The following is a 23,568-nucleotide window of genomic DNA, read 5'->3' on the forward strand; positions in this document are numbered from 1 at the left end:
TTCGTATTTCCTTGGGTGTCAGAGCATATGCCCTACTCCGACGTCACCGTATAGACGGACATGCGGACCGGGCAGTCCGTACGACACATGGCAAGCCCGGGAAGCAAGCCCCGTTGCGCAGGCCTCACGGAGCTGTCCGTTCAGTCTCTCGTAGAGAAGCGACTACAACGGAGTGGTCGACAAAGTGGAAATAGCGAACTTAAGTGATCGACACGCGGGATTCGCGGACTGTATGCCTCGAGATACCTCCTCGAGCATCGGAGATGCAGCGCTACAACTGGAAATCCCGGAAGCGATCGCTGTGACTACGATCGAGGCTTGATCATTCGCGAATGATATTGTCGGCGAATCTATTTCAGATTCCGATACAGGGTTGTTCCACTAATCCCGCTGATTTCGACGATGTCGGTCAAATGTGGTACCGGACTATCCCAATCATTGAGATGAGTTCGCATTTGAGCCGGTAGACGAACTGCACTCACAGTGCACACGGCGGGCCACCCGCCCGGCTGAAAGTGCTCGTCTCTATTTGAAGTGTCGGTACAGAGTGGATCGTCCGACGCCGATGATCTCCGCGATGTCAGTGAGATGCATGCCGTTCTCCCTCATCCTTTGTGCCTATGCGCTTTGTGCATATGCAAGTTTCGTCGACGCCATCTTCGGCGGACGGCCGCCGGTACGGACACGCGCCCCGGGCCGCGGCGAGACGGACCTGAGTCCGTTCCCGGATGAGATTGCGTTCGAATTCTGCGAGTGTGCCGACGAGAGAAGATGAGTTTCCCACCGGAGGCGGTGGTGTCGATCGCTTCGGTCACGATTTGAAGCTGACATCCCGGGCGGCGAGATCTTCGATGGTCTGCAAAAGGTGGGGGAGTTAGCGCTGCTGGACCAGGTACTTGCTCAACGACAGACCATGCGGACAAAACCGATGCGGGACGACGATGCATTCGAATTGTTTGCTTGCGAGCGAGCCGTAGTGTCCACCTTGCGTCGTAGAAGTTTGACCGAGGAAGCCGCCACCGCAGCGGTCGATCAAGCCTGCCGCCGGGTGCGGCTTCCCACCATGCGTGCTGTCGTAGTCGACGCTGCCACCGCAGCCCGCAAAGACCAACTCTCCTACTACGGATTCCTCGCGAAACTTCTGCTCTCCGAATGCGGCGACCGTGACCGGATCGGTGGTGCGGCGAATAAGAGGAGCTGGATTCCCTCGCGAAAAGTGTTTAGCAGAAATAGATTTCGATGCCAACACCAATATCAACCCCGCGGCCATCGGCACCTCGCCATCGGCGACTGGATCCGCAAAGGGCAACCTCTGTGCTTGATCGGAGACTCAGGAACCGGGAAATCGCATCTCCTCATCGGACTCGGAGCTGCGGCAGCCGAGCACGGCTTCCGCGTCAAATACGTCCTCGCTACCCGCCGACGTCGCGGCGCGAGGAAGTGAACCTAGAGCGCTGAACATGACGTAAGCCACTTTGCACAAAGTGCTGCAGGGAATCGGAGCGACTAACCAAGCTTATGTATCGTGCGGGTCGGCTCACCGTATTGCCGACCGAGTGGCGTACCTGCGCGAGTCGAGTGCAAGGGTGGGGGATGACTACGCAGGCGACTCACCGCAATTCCGTAGTGGGCGAACCCACGATCTTGACGTTTCCAACGCTGGGCATGTAAGTTCCGTCACTATCAGATCGGATAATTGATATTGTTAAGATATGAATCGATCTGATCATTTAGTTTCGACAGTAAGTATCTTCGGATTGACCGTCGGCAGGTGACTGCCGCCGGTGGATCTGACCACGAGCGAGCCCGTACAGGGCATTCGCTCATCCATACCCCACCGTTGGACCTGCCGGGCCTACGTCCCCGAGCCCGGTAAGACGTGAAATGCCACGTCCTTCGGGATAGGTGTTGCCGGACGCCCGGCCATGGCGCATTCAACCGGTCGGTGCTCCTCCACGCACTCGACCAGGACCTGAGAACGAAAGGCACCCTTCGCATGGATACACAAAGTCAAGCGCTGGTCGGGCAGGCGAGCCCTGGCGCGCGACTCGACCGACTTCCAGTCACCCGCCGACACGTCTTTTGGGTCGTCGTTCTCGGCCTCGGATATCTGGTCGAGATGTTCGACAACGTGGTCTTCTCGTTCTTGGCACCTACGATTCGTGCCGAGTGGGGACTGAGCATTGGACAGGTTGGTCTCGTCACCTCTGCAGTGTTTATCGGCATGACCTTCGGGGCGATCGGCGGAGGCAGGCTCTCTGATCGGTTCGGGCGAAAGCCGGTGCTCCTCGGGGCATCGGTCTTCTATTCGCTGACCTCGTTGATGTCCGCGCTGGCTCCCAACTTCGAAGTGCTGTTTCTCAGTCGTGTCCTGACCGGCATTGGAGTGCAGGCCGCGGCCGGCGTCATCTTTGTCTACATCAGTGAGATGTTCCCGACTCGGACCCGGGGCCGGTTCCTTGCGGTGACGATTTTCATCGGCGGTATCTCCAATCCGCTGACCTCGTTTGCGGCCCTGGCGATTGCACCCTCGGGTGAGGGTGCGTGGCGATGGGTTTTCGCATTCGGTGTCGTCGGCTTCGTTATCGCAGGAATCGCTGCGGTCGGTTTGCCCGAGTCGGTCCGCTGGCTCACCGCAAACGGCAAAACGGAGGAGGCGCAGCAAATCGCCGTCAAGATGGAGACAATCGCCCGTAGCCAAGGCGAGCTCGGCTCCGTCGCTACGGAACCGGAGGGTACGCACAGTGGCACCTACCGGGATCTCCTCTCGCCTCCTTACCGCCGGAGGATGGTGCTGCTGGGCAGTGCATTCGCAGTATTCATCTTCGGTCTCTACGGGTTCTCGTCCTGGGTGCCGACAGTACTCGTGGACCGCGGCATGGATCAGTCGGAAGCATTGAAGGTCGCCAGTATCGCGAGTTTCGGCGTTGTTCTGGCACCGCTTCTGCTCTTTGCCGTGTCCGACAAGATCGAACGCAAGACGGCGGTCCTCGCGGCAGTTCTGGTGGCTGGCGTCGGTATGATCGTTTTCGGCCAGACATCGACTACGTTGGTGCTGACAGTTGTAGCAGTCATCGTGCAGTGCGCTCTCGTTGCAGCAACGACCAGCTTCTACACGTACATTCCCGAGGTTTTCCCCACTCACATTCGTGGTGCCGGAGCCGGAGTTGTCGGTGGAGTCGCACGACTGGGCGGAATTGCATCCGGTGTGGTGGTCGCAGCGATGTACAGCGGTTTGGGCAGTGCTGCGCTCTATCTTATCCTCGGTCTCCTGATGTTCGCGGTAGGCGTGGTGGTCGCGGTCTTCGGTCCACGCACAACCGGTCGCTCCCTCGAGGAAATTTCGCGAGACTAGCTCGGATTCGTAGGGCGAGCGTAAGCCGGGTTGGTATTGAAGGCGGCCGTGTCTCCCGTGACGGACACCCCTATCGAGACGTGGCAGGGGTGCTCGATCCGAAGTTCGCCGGTTACTTTTGTGTGTACCGGAATTCGGTCTCGACATGGTCGGAGCGTGGTTCTGGCCCCCGATGCACGTCTCGTAGATCTGCGGCGTATATCCACTTCTGAGCGTGGAGTCGTAGCAAGGCTGCCGACTGGGCATGATTCTGGCGCCGCTTTCAGACAGTGACAACCGCGCTCCGATATGAGGGGCAGCGCGGGAGGATCGGGTTTCTGTCGGCGTGCCAGGGGTCCTGCGGATATTGCGAACGCAGTAGTCTGCGGGTAAGTCCGCGAACTCGTAGACAGGGCAAACGGGACCGCCGAGCAGGGAGTGGCTCGTCAAATGGCCACGTCCAACTCGGCGGATCTCGGGTTCGCCGGTGTGTGGTTCCTGGGAAGGCGGTAGTGGCTGTGAGGCCAGGTCGGGGTTTGGGTGACTGCTCTAGTCTGGGGCTGCGTCCCGCCCTCAGCGCGTGCACTTCGGCGCGTAATCGGCAATCGCCGAGGTACTGTGGTGCCCGCATTGGTGGAGACCCAGGACCGCCGCTACCTCCATCGAGGATCGCTCGTGGAGTCGACTTCGAGCAGGTCGACCCTCGCTTTCGGAAATTTCCGATTGGTTCGTCCTGGCGACTTGTGACTTCGATCATCCCGCTTCCGCCAGATATCCGAATCGGCGTGCCCGCATCGGGGCCAATCGGTGGGTGCACGAAGCCCGCCGAGCGAAGCCGAGCGGTACGGCCGGACGACAGGGATGGGCTGAGAGCGAAGCCTGCAGGAAGGGATAAACCTGTACATGTCGCAGCTTCGAGTTTCTTCATATTTGGGTGACGGTGTCGAGCCGAACCGGCCCGTCGTCGAGTTGGGGGCCGTCTGCCTGAAGCATATCGACGAACGCTCGTCCTGCCCTACTTAAGGAAGTGGGGTCATAGATGACCCCGAAGCTCCGAATGGAGGGGGGTGCGCTCAGACGCGCCACCACGATCTCCTTGACGAATTCCGCGAGAGCCCGCTCGACCACCGAACCCCCGACTCCTGCCAGCACCATTGGACGTCGGGCTTCCCGTTGGTCGTTGAGAACAGCCAGAGGGGGATGGAGACCTGCCTGCTGCATCGCGGTCTCGATCTGCAGACTGACTGAACCGCCCATTCGTGGAACGAACACCATCGGGATATTGGGCAGATCGGACCACGCGAGGGGCCCCGGAGGGTAGCTCCGTTCCCGGAGGGTAGACCAGCCAGTACTCCTGGATGCCAAGCTCGATGACTTCGAGTCCGTCACCACGTTCGACTGGCAGGTGTGCCACCACGAATTCGCAGTGCCCGTCTCGGATGACAGCGGTGGCGTTCTGCTCCCGGCGTAGGTCCGCGAATCGTACGGTGGCCCGAGGATGCGCCTCACAGAACCGGGCGACGAGTTCGACGATCGGGCCCGTCGCCAGCGCTGGGAACACCATGAGATCGAGGCTGCCGGCAACGCCGTCATGTGGCAGGGTCAGCATATCCTGAACTGCGTGGACGTCACGCAGAAATTGTCGGCTCGGCCCGATGAGCGAACGACCCGCACCAGTGAGGACGAGACCACTCCCCACTCGGTGGAACAGTCGTACGCCAAGCTCTTGCTCGAGGCTGCGCAGTGCGTGCGAGACCGTCGGCTGTGCCACTCCGAGTGCGGCCCCAGCTCCGTTGAGGCCGCCGTTCTCGACGATGGTCAGAAACAACGCAACCTGACGGAATTCCATGTCGCTACGCCTTTTTCGTACAATATGGGGCCGACGAGATAAACGCATCGGCTGCAGGAGTGAGTTCGTCGGCGCGTGTGATGAGGCCGACGCTGCGAGCGACGGGCGGATCCAAAGCAATCACGATCGCATCGGACATTTGCTGTTCGGCAACCGATCGTGGTGCGAGGGTTCCGCCGGTCCCACGTCGCACGAATTCCCAGACGGCAGTCGGATGAGCGCAGTCGACCACAACATTGCAGGTGCCGAACATCTCGCGTGCGTTGACCAGAGCTCCGGGGGAACCTAGATCGACAACCATAGGGATGTCCCGGACACGAGCACGGGGCAGTGGATCGGGGAGGCCGGTGGCCAGATGGGGCGGGATGGCGAGTACCAACTCTTGCTCACTTAGCGGAATACTGGCCATTCCGGGGTGATCCGTCGCCAGGTCCGTGATGCCGACTTCTGCCTTCCCACGGCGGAGCGCCGAGAGCACTCCGGCCGGGTCTCTCGTCTCGGAGATTCTCAGTGTGATGTGAGGGTGGCTCGCCCGGAAGCGGCGTACAAGCTCGACGGTGGGATCGATGGAGAAGGCGGAGAATGTTGCTATATCGACAGTCCCCGACTCCAGGTTTCGAATGGTTGACATCTTTTGCTCGGCGCGCTCGACGTCTGCGACGATACGGCGCGCTGCGAATTCGAAGGTCCTCCCTTCGTCGGTCAACGTCAGGCGTCGGCCTACGCGGTCGAACAAGGTGACGCCGAGGCGTCGTTCGAGCGTGCGGATGGACTGGGAGAGTGACGGTTGCGAAATGTAGAGCGCGCGGGCAGCTTTCGTGACTCCGCCACGGTCCACTACAGCCAAGAAGTAGGTAACGAGGTGCAGATTCACTTCTTCCCCTTCACCCAATCGAACACCGGGCAGCCCGGCCCGCCACACCAGATGGCCGGGGTCGAGTGAGAGGCCTTCAATTCTTGACCGGCAAGGGCCTTTCCGCCGTACAATCAGTCACTAACACTAATAGTTGGGTAGCAATGTGCCAACTACCGATTAGTTGTAAGGATTGATACCAGATGGACATCAAGCACGTTGAGGCCTTCTTGGTTCTTGCGGACGAACTGCACTTCGGTCGTGCCGCGAAGCAGCTGCGTATTGCGCAGCCGGTGTTGAGTCAGCTAATCAAGGCCTTCGAAGCGGAGCTCAACGTCGATCTGTTCGTCCGCACCACCAGGTCGGTGTCTCTGACGCCCGCGGGTGAGGCCATGCTTGCCCCTGCTCTGGTCGTGAAGGACAAGCTAGCCGAGCTTCGACGAGTCGCGGCTGCTGCGCAAGACGGGCGGATCGGACGGGTACATGTCGGTATCGCAGGGGGAACGGGCTACGCCCTGGTTTTCCAGTTGGCGAAGATCACCGCTAAAGATGCACACGAAGTCGTCATAGACATACATCCACAGACCTTCTTCAACCAGGCCGTGGAACAGCTGCGATCCGGAGACCTCGACCTGGCGATCGTGACCGCACAAGACATTCCACAGGATCTCGAGTGGGCACTGGTGAAGAAGGACAAACTCCTTGTGGCCGTGTCGGATCTGCACCCTTTCGCCAGCAAGGATTCCGTTCGAGTCGACGACTTGCGCAAAGAACGGATCGTCGCGTTCCCGGAGAAGATCGGTTCTCAACTGCGTGCGCTCCTGACGAAACTCTGCGGAGAGGCCGGTTTCACGCCCAACATCGTGCAGAACGTGAGCGACCCCTACAGCCTCCTGGCGCTCGTTGGGGCGAACGTGGGCGTCGCATTGGCGGGAGAGTCTGCCGAATGCCTCCAATTCCCGGGAGTCAAGTACGTCCCGCTGGATGGGGTGGACGACGTGATGCCCGTGTACCTGTTGTGGCGATCCGAAAGGGTCTCGCCCTCGCTCAAGCTGGTGCTCACCCTCGCCTCCGCGCACTTCGGGTTGGACATTGCACTGAGCAGTGCAGCTGCGCTACATGAGGATGCGCTCCCCATGTCGTCTGTTGTGTGACAGCGATACGCAGGGTCGCTGGCCAACCCTGTGTAGCTCGACGCGAAGGGGCTCGCCTTGAGTAGGCGTGCCCCTTCGCAGTAGATCTTCGTCAGCGTCCCGAACGTCGTCTCAGACCAGTGTGGAACCCGCCGGAACGAAACCGGGGTCACTTCGGCGGCCTTTGACGTCACACGTGTAGGCCGCGTCGGGAGTGACCACGACCGGATTGAGCTCGACCGAGTCGAGTGAGTCGGTCTCGAGAACGCTGGACAGCTGCACCGCGAGATCGGCGATCAACTGGGCGCCCGCGGCGGCATCACCGGTTGTCGAGCCGAGGTAGGTGTACAACGGCGTCGCACGTATCGCGGCGGCGATCTCCGGGGCGGTGCTTCGTCGGCTGAGCACGACCTGGTTGCCGAGCGCGTCGGCATGCTTTCCTCCGAATCCGACGACCAGCATGCCGCCGAAAGGACCTGCCTTGGCGGTGACCAGTACCTCGGCGCCGCTGGGTGCGTGCTCTTCGATGACGAGCTCGGGGAACAGCGCGCTCATGTCGCCGATGACCTCGAGCAGTTGGTCCCGATCGCGGACTCCGGTCCGCACGCCTCCGTAGAGCGCCTTGTGGCCCCGCAAATTGCCGCCCTTGACCACAACGGGGTAGGTCAAGGCCGGAGAATCTGCCAGTTCGTTCCCCCGGGAGAGCCAGGCGGTGCCGGGCCGAGAGACGCCGGCACGGGCCAGCAGCGCGGTGCCCTCGGTGTAGGTGAGCCACTCCTCGCCAGTGGTGTCGTCGTGCTGCTCGTCGGAGCCGGCGACGTCCGCCGTGGGAATCTGCGTCGTCGAGCCCGAAGCCGCCGACAGCCACCGGACGGCGTCCCCGATATCGTCGACGACCAGAACGGCCCTGTCGTTGAGTTGCTTGTGCAGCAGGGGTTCGACCTGCGTCGAGACAAAAACGATCGGCTTGCTCAGGATCCCGGACGTCAGCTGCTCGCAGATGAACTGACCGTAGATGTTCCCCGAGGTCAGGAACAGCAACGAATCGACCGACGGGTCGGCGTCGATCGACCGGAGGTACTGCTCGAGGATCTTCGGTGTACCGCCGCCAGTGGCGGAGTCGAACGGGTTCAGCGTGGAGTTGCGGGTGTTGAGCTCCTGCAGCGCACGCGCGGATTCCGACAGCGGGCTCAGCTGCAGCGCGGACTGGTCGATCAGGTCCGCGGCCAACGCACCCGACCCACCCGAGGTCGTGAACACCACGGTGTTCGGGCCGGGTCGCCGGCCCTCGTTGTTGACGAGCAGGGCGGCGACGTTTGCCGCGTCGCGGAACGACTCGGCGACCACGCCCCCGCTGTGGCGGACGGCTGCAGCGAACTCGTCCCAGTCGCCCGCAAGCGCTCCGGTGTGATCCTGGGCAGCCTGCTGGGCGACCGCGCTTTTTCCGACCTTCACCACGACCACGGGAAGCCCCTTCGCGGTGCACCGGGTGACTGCCCGCAGGAAGGCATCCGGCCGACGTGCTTCCTCGACGAAGACCACAGCGCCATCGGTGACGCCCGACTCCGCGAAGTAGTCCAAGACGTCCTCGATACCCAGATCGGCTTCCTCTCCGACGCTGAGCAGGTGCGAGACGTTGAGTCCGGTCTGCTGAACGAGAGGGGCCATGGTGCCGAGTGCGCCACCACTTTGTGACAGCAGCGCCAGGCTCGACCGGTTGCCGTCGATCAGGTACTTCTCGTCGGTCGCCATGAACGTCAGCTCGGAACAGACGGCGGTGTAGCCGACACAGTTGGGTCCCCACACTCGAACCGAGTCGGGGATCAACGCAGCGAGCTCGGCTCGTTCCTGTTCACCGAGTTCGCTGATGATCAGGAAGTGATCCCACCCGACACCCTGTGCATCGCGGATCGTCGCGACGACCTCGGCAGCACGCACCACGAGTACACACAGATCGCCGGGCTGGCCGCTGGTTTCGAGGACACTGCCCACGACCGGGATGCCCTCGATCTCTCCACCGGCGCGACCGACCAGCTGGAGCTTGTCGAGCTTGGCGTTGATCGCCGCGCGCGTCATTCGGGCGTTGAACGACCACGAGTTGTTCTTGCCGTCCGACGCACCGACCAGGCAGGCACTGCGGACTTCGAGGAACTCTCGGACGAGATCGATCCGATCAGAATCGGACTGGACTTCCGGAAGGGTCTGGATCTTCACTACTTCACTCTCCGTACAACGATGAAAGTCGGTTCAGGAGGGGGTGGTCCCCCGGTGCCGGACGGTGCGCCATCGTCATGCACCGACCGGCTCGACGTCCCGCAACTCCTCGATGGCGCCGCGAGCCGCGGTGCGGCGATGCTGAGCAACGGAACCGTCGATTGCCCGCCAGGCCATCGATCGCTGGAGGAACAGATGCAGGTCATGTTCGCGTGTGAACCCGATTCCGCCATGGCACTGCAGCGCGGCGTTCGCGGCAGCGAGGTTCGCCCGGGTCGCCATCGACTTGGCCATCGCCGCTGCCGTCGCCCAGCCATCGGACGAGGAGTCCAGCTCGTACATCGCGAACCAGCCGACCGAGCGCGCTGCTTCGAGGGCGATCATGACGTCGGCGAGCTTGTGCTTGATCGCCTGGAAGCTTCCGACCACCTGGCCGAACTGCTGACGTTGCTTGACGTACTCGGTCGACATGTCCAGTAAGGTCGTCGACAGCCCGTTGAGCAGCGTCGCCGTCACAGCGGTGTTTGCAGCCTGGGCCCATCGCAGTGCGTTCGCGTCCGCGGTCACGATTTCGGAGCGCGCGTCGTCGAATACGCAGCGAGCGAGTCGACGGCTCGGGTCCTGGGAGTCGACCTGTGTGGCGTCGAACTCGCCGGAGCGAGCCAACCGGAGGGCGCCCTTGCTTTCGTAGAGGACGATGTCGGCGCGGCTGCCGTCCGCGACGAGGTCGGCGCCGCCGAGCGCCGTGGTGCCCATCAGGGTGCCCTCGGCGATCCGCTCCGCGTACTTCTGACGCAGATCCGGTGCGCCGAATCGCAGGAGAGTGGGAAGGACGACGGCGCCCGTCGCCGCGACCGGCTCGTCGAGTGCGGCCGCGCCGACCCTCTCGAGAGACAGTGTCAGGTCGGGAAAGCGTCCGCCGAGGCCGCCGAGCTCTTCCGGCGCCAGGATCGTGGTGAGTCCGAGTTCGGCCAGCTTATCCCAGTTGCTCCGGGAGCGCGCATGGCCGTCCTGCCAGGCCTGGCGCAGAGTGTCGGTGCCGAATTCGCGCGCGACCCAGGCATCGACGGACCTGGCGAATTCTCTTTGCTCGTCGGTGAAATCAAACAGCACGGGATGTACCCTCCTTCGGCAGACCGAGGGCACGCTCGGAAATGACGTTTCGTTGAATTTCATTGGTGCCGGCGAAGATCAGCGAGGCGCGGGTGAGCCAGTATCGCTGGCGGAGGTCGTCGTCGACGTCGGTGAGCTGCTGATTCTCGCCCAGCAGCTCCATTGCGAATTCGAGCATCCTGGCCTGCATTTCCGACCACCAGACCTTGCCGATGTAGGACTGCCTACCGGGGGTCTTCCCTTGTGACAGCTCGGAGGTGGTGCGCAGCGAGAGGTAGCGGTATGCCTCGATCTCCTCGGCGAAACCGCCGATGCGATCGAGTAGATCGGGGTCGCCGAGCCTGTCCGCGGGGACCAGGTTGACGATCTTGCCCAGCACGCGCTTGAAGTGAGCGGCGGTGTTCAGACCGCTGCCACGTTCGAATCCGAGAGTGGACATGGCGATCTGCCAACCCTGGTTGATCTCGCCGATCACGTTCGCCCGGGGGACGACCACGTCGTCGAAGAAGACCTCGCAGAATCCGGCGTCGTCGACCATCTGCTCGATCGATCGCAGGGTGATTCCCTCGGATCGCATGTCGATCATCAGGAAGGTGATTCCCTTGTGCTTGGGCACGCTGGAATCGGTGCGGACGAGCGTGAAGATCCAGTCCGCGAACCGGGCACCCGACGTCCAGATCTTCTGGCCGTTGACGATGATGTTGTCGCCGTCGACGGTTCCACGGGTGCGCAGGGAGGCCAGGTCGCTTCCCGCCTCGGGTTCACTGAAACCCTGGCACCAGAACTCGCGGCAGGACAGGATGTTCGTCAGCCAGCGGTCCTTCTGTACCTGGGTGCCGTGTGTGATCAGGGTTGGGCCGGCCAGCCCGAGCCCGAGGCGGTTGAGCCGATCCGGGGCATGTGCTCGTACGTACTCGTCGTAGAAGATGGCGGTGCTCAGCGGATCCATACCGCGTCCGCCGTACTCCGACGGCCACTGCACGGCGGCGAACCCGGCTTCATACAGGCGCTGTTCCCACTTCTGGTGGGCCTCGTACCCGTCCTGCGTCCACTTGTCCGGCAACGGTTCGGTGGGCACGTTCTCACCGAGCCAGTTCCGGATCTCGTCCCGGAACGCTCGTTGCTCCGCAGTCAGCTCCAAGTGCATTGCTGGACTCCCTCGATAGCTCTGGCGGCACGCCAGCAGTCAAACTCAACGTCAGACTAATAATGGTCGGTGATTAATGTCAATATGTAATGTATTGAAGAGATTGATATGAGCGACGACGTGGCTAAGCCGTCCAGGCCCTGCGGCCGGGCCGACGCCGCGTCGGTGAGTGGGCCCGCCTCGTGAGCGGACCCACTCACAGGTGGCCTACCGCAGCTGCCACTCGGGCTGGCGTCGCTCCACGAAGGCGGTCATCGCCTCCGCGGAATCCTCGAACAGCCTGAGCCGGAGGGTGTAGTCCTGTTCGCAGCGGTAGCCATCTTCGACCGGCAAGCCGTCGATCCGCACCGCCGACTCCTTGGCCAAGCGCATCGCGATGGGGCTCTTCGTCGCGATCTTGTCGGCGAGTTCGACTGCGTACCGCTCGGGCTCGCCATCGGGGACGATTTCTTCGACGGCGCCGAGTCGGTAGAACTCGCGCGCCGACACCGGATCGCCGGTGAAGAACATCTTCCGTGCCTTGAAGGGGCCGACCATCCGCGTGACGACACTGCTTCCGCCGAGGAGGCCGACATTGATCTCGGGTAGGCCGAACGCGGCCCGCTCCGATGCGTAGATGATGTCGCACTGGGCGACCATCAGGCCCGCGCCCACGGCGAGTCCGTCGACCGCGGCGATCACCGGGACCGCGCAGTGGGCGATCGCTTCGGTTGCTCGGCGCCATGCCACACCGAAGTCGACCACGATTCCCGGGACGGGATGATCCAGCTCGCCGGAGTTGAGCTGACGCCGCTCCTTGAGATCGATTCCTGCGCAGAAGATGCCATCGCCATTGGCGCTGAGCACGATCGCACGTGCCTCTTTCGAGTACTCGGCCTGGGAGAAGACGGCGGTCAGGTCTGCCACCATCTGCTTGTTGACGGCATTGACCGGCGCGCGGTCCAGCCGAACGATCACCACTCCGTTGTCTTTGCGGACCACTTCGAGGGTTTCGTATTCACGTTCCATGGTTCATTCCCATCCTTTGCCAAGGGGAGACCGGGTTGCTCGGTTCCCAGAAATCGTGGCGTTCTGTTCTGGATCTGTCGTCACCCGGCGATGTGTTCGAACGCACCGGCGGGGGTCAGCGGTCGTGTCGAACCGCGATGACCCGCTGTTCCTCGGCGGCAGGCTGCGTGATCTCCGTGTAGACCCGCCGGCTCGACTGTGTGAGGTGCGGCGCGATCTTTTTCTGCCAGTCGCTGGGGGTCTTCATCGCCCGATAGTCGTCGGTGTCGAGGACGCCCAGATTCTCGGCTTCGTAGATCGCCAGGTACTTCGGTGCACCGTCGACTGCTTGGAATCGGCGAGCGGACAGGAATCCCGGGCAGTTCGCCCGCTCCGGAAGGTGCTCGGTGTCGAACCAGCGATTAAACTCCTCCTCGTTCGCTGGATCGATGTCGCCCTGAGTCACGATCAGCGCCTTCCGCGTCACCTCGATCGTGGGCGTTCCTACCGTCTCGGGCGAATCGCCCGAGCGGTAGATCGGGTTGCCCGCACCGGCGACGGCAGCCGGGTTCTCTACGTAGCCTTCCTGCGCCGGCTCACGGAACGCTGCCTCGACCTTGCGGTGCCGGAGTTCGACCTCCTGTTTGAAGGCGGGGTGGGTGATGACGTAGAGCTCGTTGTTCTTCACCGCGTCGACTGTTCGGCGCCCGACGGAGAGGGCGTCCATTTTCCCCGAACGCGCTTCCTGGAGTGTCTCGAGGTAGTCGCCGATTCCGCTCGATGAGTTTGCGGCACTGCGCCGGGCGGCTGTCGCTTTGAGCTTCGATTTCACACTTCCGGGGCAGAGAATCGATACGCCGATGTCGTGAGGAATCAACTCGCCCGCCATAGCTTCCGAGAACCCGACGATCGCGAATTTCGAGGTGTCGTAGAGGCTTGTTCCCGGTACCGCGACGAGTCCTGCCATCGACGCGGTGCTGATCAGGTGACCGCCCTGGCCTCGCTCGATCATTCGGGGCACAACATGTTGGACGCCTCGAATGACTCCAGCGATGTTCACGTCCAGCACGAGGTCACGAGCAGAGGCCGGGAGTTCCCATGCCCGCGCCTGCTTCCCTGAGGGAAGTACACCCTGTCCGACACCGGCATTGTTGACCAGGACGTCGATGCCCCCGTAGGTCTCCCACATATAGTCGACGACCTTGATCCAGCTCTCGTCATAGGAAACGTCGAGTTCGACGAACTCGACCCGGGACAAGTCATCCGCAAGGACCTGGCGGGCATCGGAGAAGTTCGCAGCATTGATGTCGGCAATAACGACCTTGCTGTTCTCTTCCAGGAACGCTTGCGCCATTCCTAGTCCGATTCCGCTGGCGCCGCCCGTGATCAGGACTGTCTTGTCGGCGAGCTCGTGCATTGTGCTCCCTTACTTGATGAGGATGGCATTGGCGGGGGATCCGATTCCGCCCGGAGCACCGATCGGTGTGCTGACGAGCATTCCCTCGTAGACGCGCGTTTTCCGACAGTCGTCGACCAGGTCGGACAGCTTCCACAGCTCGCCGAGAGCGATGCCCAGACTTCCGATCAGGATCTGGTGGAGGAAGCCGAACGGCACGGCTTCTGCGCTGAAGTCGCCGGGTGATGCCTCGACGGCGAGGTTGTCGGATGCAACCGCCGCGACACGGGTGTTCCACAGATGGCGGGCCGTTTCCTCCGACCTGGCGAGCCCGGCGATCGTCCGTCGTTGCGTGATCTCGGTTCGGCCGGCGTGATCTCGGGATCCGTACCAGCGATCGAAGCCGGTGTAGACGAGCAGGATGTCGCCGGGCTTGCGAGTCACACCCTGCAGAGTGGCCGCGCCCTCGAGGTGCGCGCTGGTGATCTCGAAGGTTTCGTCGGGCCTGTACGCGCCGCCAGTCGATTCGAAGTACGCCGGCATATCGAGAATCACTCCGCGCCCGACGATTCCGGTGGCGGTCCAGCTATGGATGGTGTTCATGTTCTGCAAACGAATTTCGTCCACCGACACGCCGTTATAGAACTGGTCGCGGTCGTATCCGAAATGTGCCAGCGAATCCCACTGACTTCCGGCCTGTGGAAAGTAAGCGTCGTAGTAATCGTCCATCGCCAGACCACCGGCCATCTCGATCACATGATGCTGAGTCTCTAGTCTGCCTGCGACTATCGGTGGACTGTAGTGTCCGATCGGATGATCAAGCGGGAACGTGACCCCTCGTTTCACCAGGCTTGCAGCAGATTTCACGACCTCTGGAGTCAGGTGATTGATCGTTCCCCGTTGGTCCTTCTCGCCGAAGACTCCCCACCCGAGCCGTCCACCGAGGTCCCCGACGGGGAGATCGTCGTACAGCGGAAGCGAGGCGGTCATACGGGCGCGCCTGCCTTCAGCGTCTGAGACGGCGCTGAGATGCTGAACTCCGTGACGTCGACCGTGTCCTGCGGACGCACTCGGCCTAACGGTTCGGTGGAATCGGCTGTGTCCGGCACCAGTCCGGCGAGGCGACCCTTGATCTGCAGGGCAAGGAACTTCGAGTTCACGCGGCACTGAGCAAAGCCGCCACCGGCGATCCACAGGCCCTTCTGTCCGGTGCGGCGCCACATGTTGTTCATCTCGCCCTGGGGATCGAAGCCCCAGATCTTGCCCAGCGAACGCTGGACATCCTCGCCGAAGATCTCGCCGGCCACAGAATCTTGTCCTTGGAATCCGGTCGCGAACACGACGTGATCGAACTCGAGGGTTTCGCCGGTGGTGACCTGTACACCGTTCGCCACGAAGCGGTCGAAGTCGGCGAACTGGAGCACCTTGATCGCACCGTCGACAATAAGTCCGGAGCATCCGACGTCGAGGTAGTAGTGGCCGAAGCTCTCGAAGAACTTTCCGGCGAAGCCCAGATCGTCGTCGCCGAACGTCACCCTAAATCCCGCGGCCTCCAGCCCTTCGTGGAGTTCGCGCTCGGCTTCCCGCAGTTCCCTGGTCAGCAGCTGCATGCTGTGACGGTTCAGCGGGTACGGCGTCGAGGCGGACTTCAGGTCGGTTTCCTCGGTCGGGCGCCCACGCATGTAGGGGGCGTACAGCTTGCCTGCGCGTTCAACGCCCACCGTCGCGACCGCGGTGGCGGAGCGTTGCATCATCGTGACCTCGGCGCCGGCGCCGTGCAGTTCCTGGGCGGTGTCGTGACCGCTCGTTCCGGTGCCGATCACGAGTACTCGCTTGCCTTTGTACGTATCGCCTGCGACGAACGCGCTCGTGTGGATCTTCGTCCCGGTGAAGTCGGCGCTACCAGGGAGGTTCGGAATGATCGGCTTCCCGCTCACCCCGGTGGCGAGAATGATGTGCTTCGGGCGCACCACTCGTTCGGTGCCGTCGTGGTTGTGGACCGTCGCGGTCCACGTCTGGGAGGTCTCGTCGTAGTCGGCGCTGGCAAGGCTTGTGCTTCCCCAGAAGTTCAATTCCATTGCCGTGGCGTAGTTCTCGATCCAGCCGGCGAGCATGTCCTTGGGGATGTAGGTGGGCCAGGTAGCAGGGAAGGGCATGTACGGGAGGTGGCAAACGTCCGCCTCGTTGTGCAGAGTCAGCGAGTGATAGCGGTTGCGCCAGTTGTCGCCGGCGCGCTCCATCGGGTCGACGATGACCGCGTCGACGCCCAGCTGACGCAACCGGGCGGCGACGGTCAGTCCGGCCTGGCCGCCGCCGGCGATCAGGACCTCGGGCTCCCGTCCGTCGAACCGCTGCTCCTCGTTGCGCTTGTCGAGCCAGTTGGGTCCGCTGAAGGTCCGAGAGAACTCCAAGCCGCTCGGCCTGTTCGCTCCGGTCTGCTCCTCGTGGCCGATGAGTTCGTCGAGGATCGTGCCGAACGTCCAGCCCCAGAGCTGCCCATCGAGCTCGACCAGGCGGGCGTACCCGCGTCCGCGTCCGATCGACGTCGTGAAGGAGTAGGGGACCTCGATGTGCTCGACGCCGTTGCGTACGGTGCGCCGCATTTCGAGGGTCGGGTCCAACGTCAGGGTTTGCACCGACAGCGGTGCAGACTGCAGGGCCTCCGCGATCTGCTCGAGTCCGTACAGGGTGGTCAGCTGCCAGGATACTGCCAGGCCATCGCGCCACATCGCGTCGGGGAGCAGCACGTTGTCGAGGGACCGCCCATGCCCTCGGGCGCGAAGTGTCTCGGCGAACTGGCTCAGCCATGCATCCACGGCTGCAACGTCGATCGAATCGGTAGTAGGAGTCGTCATCTTCATCCTTTTCCACGTTGTGAGGGATCGCTCAACAGCAGATCTGACTAGATCAATCCCACTCAGTGATTACTGTCGCAGGCCTAATCGCTTTTGTCTATAGTCATTTGGTGGGGTTTCGGTGAGCATGGAAGGGGTCGGACGGGGGTGTTCGAGCGGAATGCCTTCGGGCGCAGGGAATCTGCTGCATCTCATACCGATGTGGATGCAGGGAGACTTGCCGCGAGCTCTCCGACGAAAGCTGTGGTCCGTGCGCTGCGCTCGCTGGGCAGTGCGAGATCCTTCTGGTTGACGGGAGGGGCACGCTGTGGTTATAGGAGCGCACGGGGTTATCATCCGATTCGGCGGTAGCAACTCGGTCGAAGGGGTGCCATCCCCGACCCGTGTCGCCATTCCGGGCTCGACCCCTGAGCGGGCCTTCTGGAGGCGCTGCCTCCCGCTTGTCGTTCACGTGAGTGAGGGAACGCGCTGCGTAAGAGCGACCCGTCGCGTGACCCTTGACACTCTAGTGGGCAAAATATATGTTCCTTCAAAATTAATGACATAGATTAATCTGCATAGGCCATGAGTCTGGAGTCGGTGGCAGCCGCGGGATCTGCGCTCCGTGTGCATGGGGAGCGTCCCATGCACGTCGACCCGCGCACGAAGTGGCCGAAGACTGGCCGGCCAGGGCGCGGCTGTCCGCCAGCGCAGCTTCTGCTGGACAACAGCCACGTGATGCATCGCTGAGAGTGCGGCCTGCTGGCCGCGAGATTCGAAGGTGGAAAGTATGTTGACCGGAATTCGTTCCACGATGGGTGACGGCTACCCGCTGAATGTGACCTCGTTGCTCAAGAGAGCCGCCCGAGTGTTCCCGAGCACGGAGATCGTGCACCGCAGGCTCGATGGGTCGTGGCAGCGGACGGACTACGCCGGAACCATGGGTAGGGTCAGCCAGCTCGCACACGCCCTGGACGAGCTGGGCATCGGGCCTGGGACGATGGTTGGCGTGCTCGACTGGAATCATCTCCGGCACCTGGAGCTGTACTTCGGGGTGCCAGGGGTGGGCGCGACCATGTTGCAGATGAACCTGCGGCTGGCTCCTGCGGACCTCGCGTACGTGGTCGAGCATTCTGAGGCGCAGTGGATCTTCGTTGACGAGTCGCTACTGCCGATCGCCGAGCAACTTGCCGACAAGATCCAGGTCCGTGGCTGGGTGGTGATGACAGACAAGCCCTCGACGGAGATCACGACATCCCTGTCGAACATGTACTTCTACGAAGACCTGCTTGCAGGTAAGCCGGAGCGCTACGACTGGCAGCTCGTCGACGAGAGCACCGCGTGCTATGTCGGATACACGACAGGAACGACGGGCCAGCCCAAGGGAGTGTACTACTCGCACCGCGCCATCTATCTACACACGCTGGGCGTGATCAGCGCACTCAAGATCGACTATCTGGACTGCGTCATGCCGGTGACGCCGATGTTCCACGTGCTGTCCTGGGGCTTTCCCCAGGCGGCCGTCGGCGCCGGCGCGAAGGTTGTCCTTCCGGGCAAGTTCGCTGCCGAGGACATCGAGTCCGTCGCCGATGCGCTGATCGGCGAGGGAGTCACGGTGGCCAACGGCGCCCCGTCCATCTTCACGCCGATCCTTGAGCACATTCGGTCCTTGCCCTCCGCCCCGGATCTGTCTCGTGCCCGCTTTGTGTCTGGTTCAACGGAGCCGCCGCAGTCGTTGATGATGGGGCTGTCGGAGCTCACCGGGGCCCAGGTCATCCATGCATACGGTGCATCCGAGACCAGCCCGGTCGCAGTCTTGAATTGGCAGCTGAAGCCGGATCTGAACAGCTTGTCCGACGAGCAGAAGTGGGACCTGAAGCGCTATCAGGGCTTGCCGCTTCTCGGGGTGGAGATCGAGATCGTCGATGACTCGGACGGTCGCGAGCTGCCCTGGGATGGTACGTCGGTAGGGGAGGTGCAGCTGCGTGGACCGTGGATCACCACCAGCTACCACAATATCTCCGACAACGCGGAGCGATTCTCCGACGGCAGGTGGCGATCTGGTGACGTCGGTGTCATCACTTCGGAAGGCTACCTCAAGCTCACAGATCGATTGAAGGACGTCATCAAGTCCGGCGGCGAGTGGATCTCGTCGATCGACATGGAAAACGCGATTCTCGATCACCCGCAAGTGCGTGAAGCTGCAGTCATCGGGGTGCCGGATCCGAAGTTCCAGGAGCGCCCCGTCGCTTATGTCGTGCCTCGCGACGGTATCGAACTGAAGCGGGCAGACATCATCGAAGTCCTCAAGGATCGGTTCGCGAAGTGGCAGCTCCCCGACAAGGTCGTGCTCATCGACGAGATGCCGCGAACATCGGTGGGCAAGCTCGACAAGAAAATCCTTCGATCCCAGTGGAGCTCATAGCCGCCGCAGGTGTAGATGCTGGCGGTCCCCGCTGCCACTGTCGGGCGTGCGGATACCCGCTCTTGCTGTTCACCACGAAGGGGCGGATCCGGAGGACAGCTCGCCTAGCCCGATTCGTGCTCCGAGTCGGAGGCGGGGGACAGCCGAACTTCTTGGCACGTGGACGCCAGCGGAAGAACTACGAGGAGAAGAGCATGACTGAAGAACACAGGATCGCGATCGTCACAGGCGGGGCACGCGGGATTGGCGCCGCCGTCGCGAAGAAGCTCGCCGCCGATGGGTACGCGGTGGCGGTCGTCGACCTCGACGGGTCGGCCTGAGGGGGCACGGCCGACGCCATCGAGGCTGCGGGCGGCATGGCCTTGGCCGTCGTCGCGAACGTTGCCGACGAGGCGTCGGTCGCCGCCGCGGTCGAGCGGGTCGCCACCGAACTCGGTGCACCGACCGTGCTGATCAACAACGCGGGCATCACCCGGGACAATTTGCTGTTCAAGATGACAGTCGAGGGCTGGGACTCGGTGCTCGGCGTTCACCTGCGCGGCTCGTTCCTGATGACCCGCGCGGTCCAGAAGTACATGGTGGCCGCCAAGTTCGGGCGCATCGTCAACTTGTCCAGCACGTCGGCGCTCGGCAATCGCGGACGAGCCAACTATGCGGCCGCCAAGGCGGGTACGCAGGGATTCACCAAGACCCTCGCGATCGAGCTGGGCCGCTACGGCGTCACCGCCAACGCCATCGCTCCCGGCTCCATCGAAACCGAGATGGCCGCCGCTGCCGCGGAGCGGGTCGGCGTCGGGTTCGAGGAGTTCAAGGCCGCCGCGGCCGCGCAGATCCCAGTCAATCGGGTCGGCCAGCCCGAGGACATCGCGAACACGGCATCTTTCCTCGCCAGCGAGGGAGCCGGCTTCGTGTCCGGTCAGGTCATCTACGTCGCCAGCGGCCCGCGGGACTGACTCGGGTGTGCTCGTCGAGGTGTTCGGATCGCACGGCCAGGGAGCAATGTCTAACGGCCGCGTCGGGCGATGAACACTTCGCCGCACGCTCGTGTCCGACAAACTCACAGAACCGAGAGAGGAGTCCTCAATGCTTGATTTCCAAGGTCGCGTAGCCCTGGTCACAGGAGCCGGGCGTGGATTGGGCAGAGACTATGCGCGGCTCTTGGCGGCGCGCGGCGCTCGAGTTGTCGTCAATGACGTCAATGCAGACCGAGCGGGCTCGGGCGTCGCCGAGATCCTCGAGCAGGGGGCCAGGCCGTACCGGACAGTCACAGCGTTGTGGGGGACGCAGCCAGCGTGGTCAGTGCAGCGATCGATGCCTCTGGACAGCTCGACGCTGTAATCAACAATGCGGCCGTCAAAGGGAAGGGGTCCTTCGCGGATCGTGACGCAGATGCCTGGTGGAACCAGTTCGACGTCAGCTTTCGAGGCACTGTCGAGGTCACCCGGGCAGCGTGGCCATACCTGGCCGAATCCGGCGCGGGCCGACTGATCAACACCGCATCGGCCGGCATGCTCGGAAACCCGGGGAGCTCAGCCCACGGTGCGGCCAAGGCCGCTGTCTGGGGACTGAGCAACACGCTCGCTCACGAGGGCGACACCCTCGGAATCCGGGTGCACACGATCATCCCGGGTGCCTGGACACCGCTTTACGAGGAGAACGATCGCTGGCGCCCGGAGGTCGAGACCGCTATGCGTGAGTATTTCACCACGGAACGCGTGGCATCCTTCGTGGTCTGGCTCGCCCACCCCGACACACTTGTAAATATAGTCGGTCCCAATACGCTTCGGATTGGTGGTGGCCACGCCCGCCGTGGAGTGTTCGCCGTGGCGCCCACAGTTCGTCCCACGCTCGACACCCCTGACGGGTGGTCTGAAGCGAGCGCGACCCTCGCCGAGGGCCACGACAACCTTTCCTCTGCAATGGATTTGGCCGAGTTTGTCACTCACGAGCTCATCGCGGTGAGTCCGTCACTCGAACCGCTCCTCCGAGGAAACTCACTGATCCAGTGAGCAAATCGAATGCCCAGCGCAGCGGCCTGTCTGCCAGACTTCCCCGCGTCACCGTATCCAGTTCAGCGACGCTGTCGGTGTTAGCCTGTCCCCACCTCACGTCCCTGGTTTGACCGCAGCAGGCACACGCAGATCGGTAGAATTCGAGAGGCGGGCAGCAGTGGCACATCTCGATGTGATCCTCCATCTCGAGGAACATGTGCCCGACACGTACTGTTCTCGTCCGATTCCGAGTGAGCGCCCCTCCAGTTCGGCGGTCAGGTCGCAGGTCAGGCGTTGATGGCGGCCGCGCGCACAGTTGATCCTGCGTACCGAGTGCACTCAGCGCACGCCTACTTTCTCAAGTCCGGCACCATCGCCGATCCCACCGACTTCGCCGTCGACCGGATCCGTGACGGCCGTAGCTTCCGCACACGGCGAGTAACCGGACTACGGGGCGGCGAAGCCATTTTCACGATGATGGCCTCAGTCCACCGCGGCGACGACGGGTTTCTCTCACCAGGACACCATGCCCACCGTCCCGCCCCCTGAGGAACTCGAAGGCGACGAGGACCGCGTGGGGCTCGCAGAGTGGGAAGCATGGGACCGACGCTGTGTCCCCGGCAGGTCCAAGACGTCGACGAGGCAGTAACTGTGGATCCGGCACCGCGACCCGCTGCCCGACGACCCGGCCGTACATGCGTGCGCACTGACCTACCTCAGTCACATGGACCTGTTGGCCGCCAGCATTTTGCCCCACCCTGCGTGGCAGAGTGAGTTGAGTCCAGCGGTTCACAGCACCCCGCCTGCAGGGCGAGATACGGATCAACCTGACGATGACAATTTTCAGCATGGTTCCGGTCAAGGACAATGTCCGGATGGATCCTTCGCATCCTCGCGCCGACGGCCCCGGTCGACGACGCGCCTTCAGCGCCGCCGACAAGCTCGCCGACCTGACCGCGTGCGAGCAGTCCTGCCAGAGCAACGGAGGCGGTGCGTACCTGCGCCGTGAAGGCCTGTGCTCCTCGCTGATCAGCGAATGGCGCAAACAACGCGACGCCGGCGTCCTCGAAGGTAAGAAACCCGGCGAGGAGACCGGCAAACTCACCGCTGAACAGGCCGAGATCGCCCGACTCACAAGCGAACTCGAACGAGCGAACAAGAAGCTCGCTACCCCCCAAACCGCACTGGGAATCACGGTAAAAGCACACGAACTCTTGGAGTAACTCTCCGAGAGCACGAACACGGACGAGCAGCACAAGAAGCGTTGATGCACGCCCATCACGAACTCGCCGAATCCGATCTAACCACAAGGGATGCAAGCACACTGACAGGAATTGCGCGTTGCACCGCGGCGCGGGACAAAGCCCGTCCTACTGCAGTAGTCCGGCTGTCGCCACTGCCGGGCGGGTCCCGGAGAGCAAACTCACCGAGGCGGAACGTCGCGGCGTCCTCGACGTGTTGTGCAGCCCGGTTCGTAGATCGGCCACCGCTTGAGGTCTACGCGCAACTCCTCGACGAAGAAATCTATCTGTGTTCGGTGTCGACGATGTATCGAATCCTGAGGGAGAACGCGCAGGTCAAGGAACGACGACGCCAGGCTCGTCCCCCGCCCGAGCTTGTCCGGAATTGGTGGCGACCGCACCACGTCAGGTGTATTCGTGGGACATCACGAAGTTGCCCGGCCCGGTCAAAGGCACCTATTTCGACGCGTACGTGATGATCGACATCTGCTCTCGCTACATCGTGGGCGCGCACGTGCAGACGCACGAATCGGGATTGCTCGCTGCGGAAACGATGACCGAAATCTTTGCTGTACTCGGCATCCCTAACGTGGTGCACGCGGATCGGGGTACATCGATGACGAGTAGGAGCGTGCCGACGCTGCTCGCAGATCTCGAGGTCACCCGCTGACAATCACGACCGCGAGTATCGAACGACAATCCATACTCGGAATCACTGTTCAAGACCCTCAAGTACGGGCCGAGGTGGCCGGAGCGCTTCACCTCGATTCATCATGCACGAAATGTCTTGGACGCGTTCACCTCGTGGTACAACCACGAACATCGCCATACCGGAATCGGGCTACACACACCGGCGGATGTGCACTTCGATCTGGCCGGACAGAAGGCCACCGAACGCGCCGTCGTGCTCGCTCAGGCACGTGCGCAGCACCCCGAGCGCTTCGGGACGGCTGGCATCCCAAAGATCCTGGACCTACCCACCGACGCCTGGATCAACAAGCCCTCAGTCGAACTCGATGCCGATCAGGCCGCCGCGTAACTCCCGCTGGAC

General features: G+C 62.7%; 16 protein-coding genes and 3 pseudogenes. 9 read left to right on the forward strand and 10 right to left on the reverse strand.

All coding sequences use genetic code 11. From position 1 onward, the window contains the following. Window positions 1-525: 525 nt before the first annotated feature. Window positions 526-609 carry a helix-turn-helix domain-containing protein gene (locus P3G66_RS31995; protein ID WP_346349173.1) on the reverse strand — a complete coding sequence of 28 codons (84 nt, stop codon included), beginning with the start codon at window positions 607-609 and terminating at the stop codon, window positions 526-528. Between the two features lie 454 nt (window positions 610-1,063). Here P3G66_RS31995 and P3G66_RS30310 point away from each other — a divergent pair, with 454 nt between their 5' ends. Both P3G66_RS30310 and P3G66_RS30315 read left to right on the forward strand, forming a co-directional pair. Then, a complete protein-coding gene (locus tag P3G66_RS30310) occupies window positions 1,064-1,444 on the forward strand; it encodes an ATP-binding protein (RefSeq protein WP_276117702.1) in 381 nt (126 codons plus the stop codon). A gap of 552 nt (window positions 1,445-1,996) precedes the next feature. Continuing rightward, window positions 1,997-3,355 carry an MFS transporter gene (locus P3G66_RS30315; protein ID WP_276117668.1) on the forward strand — a complete coding sequence of 453 codons (1,359 nt, stop codon included), beginning with the start codon at window positions 1,997-1,999 and terminating at the stop codon, window positions 3,353-3,355. 903 nt (window positions 3,356-4,258) lie between these two features. Here the strand turns inward: P3G66_RS30315 and P3G66_RS30320 are convergent. Next, window positions 4,259-5,183, reverse strand: a pseudogene (locus P3G66_RS30320) (LysR family transcriptional regulator). A 4-nt stretch (window positions 5,184-5,187) separates the two neighbouring features. Beyond that, window positions 5,188-6,057: a LysR family transcriptional regulator gene (locus P3G66_RS30325; protein ID WP_276117669.1), complete on the reverse strand. Its 870-nt coding sequence runs from the start codon at window positions 6,055-6,057 to the stop codon at window positions 5,188-5,190. Between the two features lie 182 nt (window positions 6,058-6,239). Between P3G66_RS30325 and P3G66_RS30330 the strand changes: the two genes are divergently transcribed. Continuing rightward, window positions 6,240-7,190 carry a LysR substrate-binding domain-containing protein gene (locus tag P3G66_RS30330; RefSeq protein ID WP_276117670.1) on the forward strand — a complete coding sequence of 317 codons (951 nt, stop codon included), beginning with the start codon at window positions 6,240-6,242 and terminating at the stop codon, window positions 7,188-7,190. A gap of 111 nt (window positions 7,191-7,301) precedes the next feature. Here the strand turns inward: P3G66_RS30330 and P3G66_RS30335 are convergent, their stop codons facing one another. The 7 genes from P3G66_RS30335 to P3G66_RS30365 all read right to left on the reverse strand — a co-directional run bounded on the left by P3G66_RS30335 (window position 7,302) and on the right by P3G66_RS30365 (window position 16,881). Next, window positions 7,302-9,383 (reverse strand): acetate--CoA ligase family protein, encoded by a 2,082-nt coding sequence (locus P3G66_RS30335; RefSeq protein ID WP_276117671.1) that lies wholly within the window; start codon window positions 9,381-9,383, stop codon window positions 7,302-7,304. 75 nt (window positions 9,384-9,458) lie between these two features. After that, window positions 9,459-10,496 carry an acyl-CoA dehydrogenase family protein gene (locus P3G66_RS30340; protein WP_276117672.1) on the reverse strand — a complete coding sequence of 346 codons (1,038 nt, stop codon included), beginning with the start codon at window positions 10,494-10,496 and terminating at the stop codon, window positions 9,459-9,461. Continuing rightward, entirely contained in the window at window positions 10,486-11,643 is a 1,158-nt protein-coding gene (locus P3G66_RS30345; RefSeq protein ID WP_276117673.1) for an acyl-CoA dehydrogenase family protein, read from the reverse strand. Before P3G66_RS30345 ends, P3G66_RS30340 begins: the two co-directional genes overlap by 11 nt. 207 nt (window positions 11,644-11,850) lie before the next feature. Continuing rightward, on the reverse strand, window positions 11,851-12,651 hold the full coding sequence (locus P3G66_RS30350) for an enoyl-CoA hydratase-related protein (RefSeq protein WP_276117674.1): 801 nt from the start codon (window positions 12,649-12,651) through the stop codon (window positions 11,851-11,853). 115 nt (window positions 12,652-12,766) lie between these two features. Next, window positions 12,767-14,047 (reverse strand): SDR family oxidoreductase, encoded by a 1,281-nt coding sequence (locus P3G66_RS30355; protein WP_276117675.1) that lies wholly within the window; start codon window positions 14,045-14,047, stop codon window positions 12,767-12,769. A 9-nt stretch (window positions 14,048-14,056) separates the two neighbouring features. After that, window positions 14,057-15,016 (reverse strand): cyclase family protein, encoded by a 960-nt coding sequence (locus P3G66_RS30360; RefSeq protein WP_276117676.1) that lies wholly within the window; start codon window positions 15,014-15,016, stop codon window positions 14,057-14,059. After that, window positions 15,013-16,881 (reverse strand): NAD(P)/FAD-dependent oxidoreductase, encoded by a 1,869-nt coding sequence (locus P3G66_RS30365; protein WP_276117677.1) that lies wholly within the window; start codon window positions 16,879-16,881, stop codon window positions 15,013-15,015. Before P3G66_RS30365 ends, P3G66_RS30360 begins: the two co-directional genes overlap by 4 nt. Window positions 16,882-17,650: 769 nt before the next feature. On the opposite strand from P3G66_RS30365, the gene P3G66_RS30370 reads away from it, so the two are divergent. The 6 genes and pseudogenes from P3G66_RS30370 to P3G66_RS30395 all read left to right on the forward strand — a co-directional run bounded on the left by P3G66_RS30370 (window position 17,651) and on the right by P3G66_RS30395 (window position 23,556). Beyond that, on the forward strand, window positions 17,651-19,285 hold the full coding sequence (locus P3G66_RS30370; protein WP_276117678.1) for a long-chain-fatty-acid--CoA ligase: 1,635 nt from the start codon (window positions 17,651-17,653) through the stop codon (window positions 19,283-19,285). A 194-nt stretch (window positions 19,286-19,479) separates the two neighbouring features. Then, window positions 19,480-20,238, forward strand: a pseudogene (locus P3G66_RS30375) (SDR family oxidoreductase). Between the two features lie 130 nt (window positions 20,239-20,368). Then, window positions 20,369-20,623 (forward strand): SDR family NAD(P)-dependent oxidoreductase, encoded by a 255-nt coding sequence (locus P3G66_RS30380; RefSeq protein WP_276117679.1) that lies wholly within the window; start codon window positions 20,369-20,371, stop codon window positions 20,621-20,623. Beyond that, the gene (locus tag P3G66_RS30385) at window positions 20,578-21,294 is read left to right on the forward strand and encodes an SDR family NAD(P)-dependent oxidoreductase (protein WP_276117680.1); all 717 of its coding nucleotides are present in this window, start codon (window positions 20,578-20,580) and stop codon (window positions 21,292-21,294) included. Before P3G66_RS30380 ends, P3G66_RS30385 begins: the two co-directional genes overlap by 46 nt. Window positions 21,295-21,573: 279 nt before the next feature. Beyond that, the gene (locus P3G66_RS30390) at window positions 21,574-21,825 is read left to right on the forward strand and encodes an acyl-CoA thioesterase domain-containing protein (protein WP_276117681.1); all 252 of its coding nucleotides are present in this window, start codon (window positions 21,574-21,576) and stop codon (window positions 21,823-21,825) included. Between the two features lie 326 nt (window positions 21,826-22,151). Further along, window positions 22,152-23,556 (forward strand): annotated as a pseudogene (locus P3G66_RS30395) (IS3 family transposase). The last annotated feature ends 12 nt before the right edge of the window (window positions 23,557-23,568 follow it).

Origin of the sequence: Rhodococcus sp. C3V (assembly GCF_029269915.1) — a bacterium.
In the GTDB taxonomy this organism is placed as follows: domain Bacteria; phylum Actinomycetota; class Actinomycetes; order Mycobacteriales; family Mycobacteriaceae; genus Rhodococcus_F; species Rhodococcus_F qingshengii.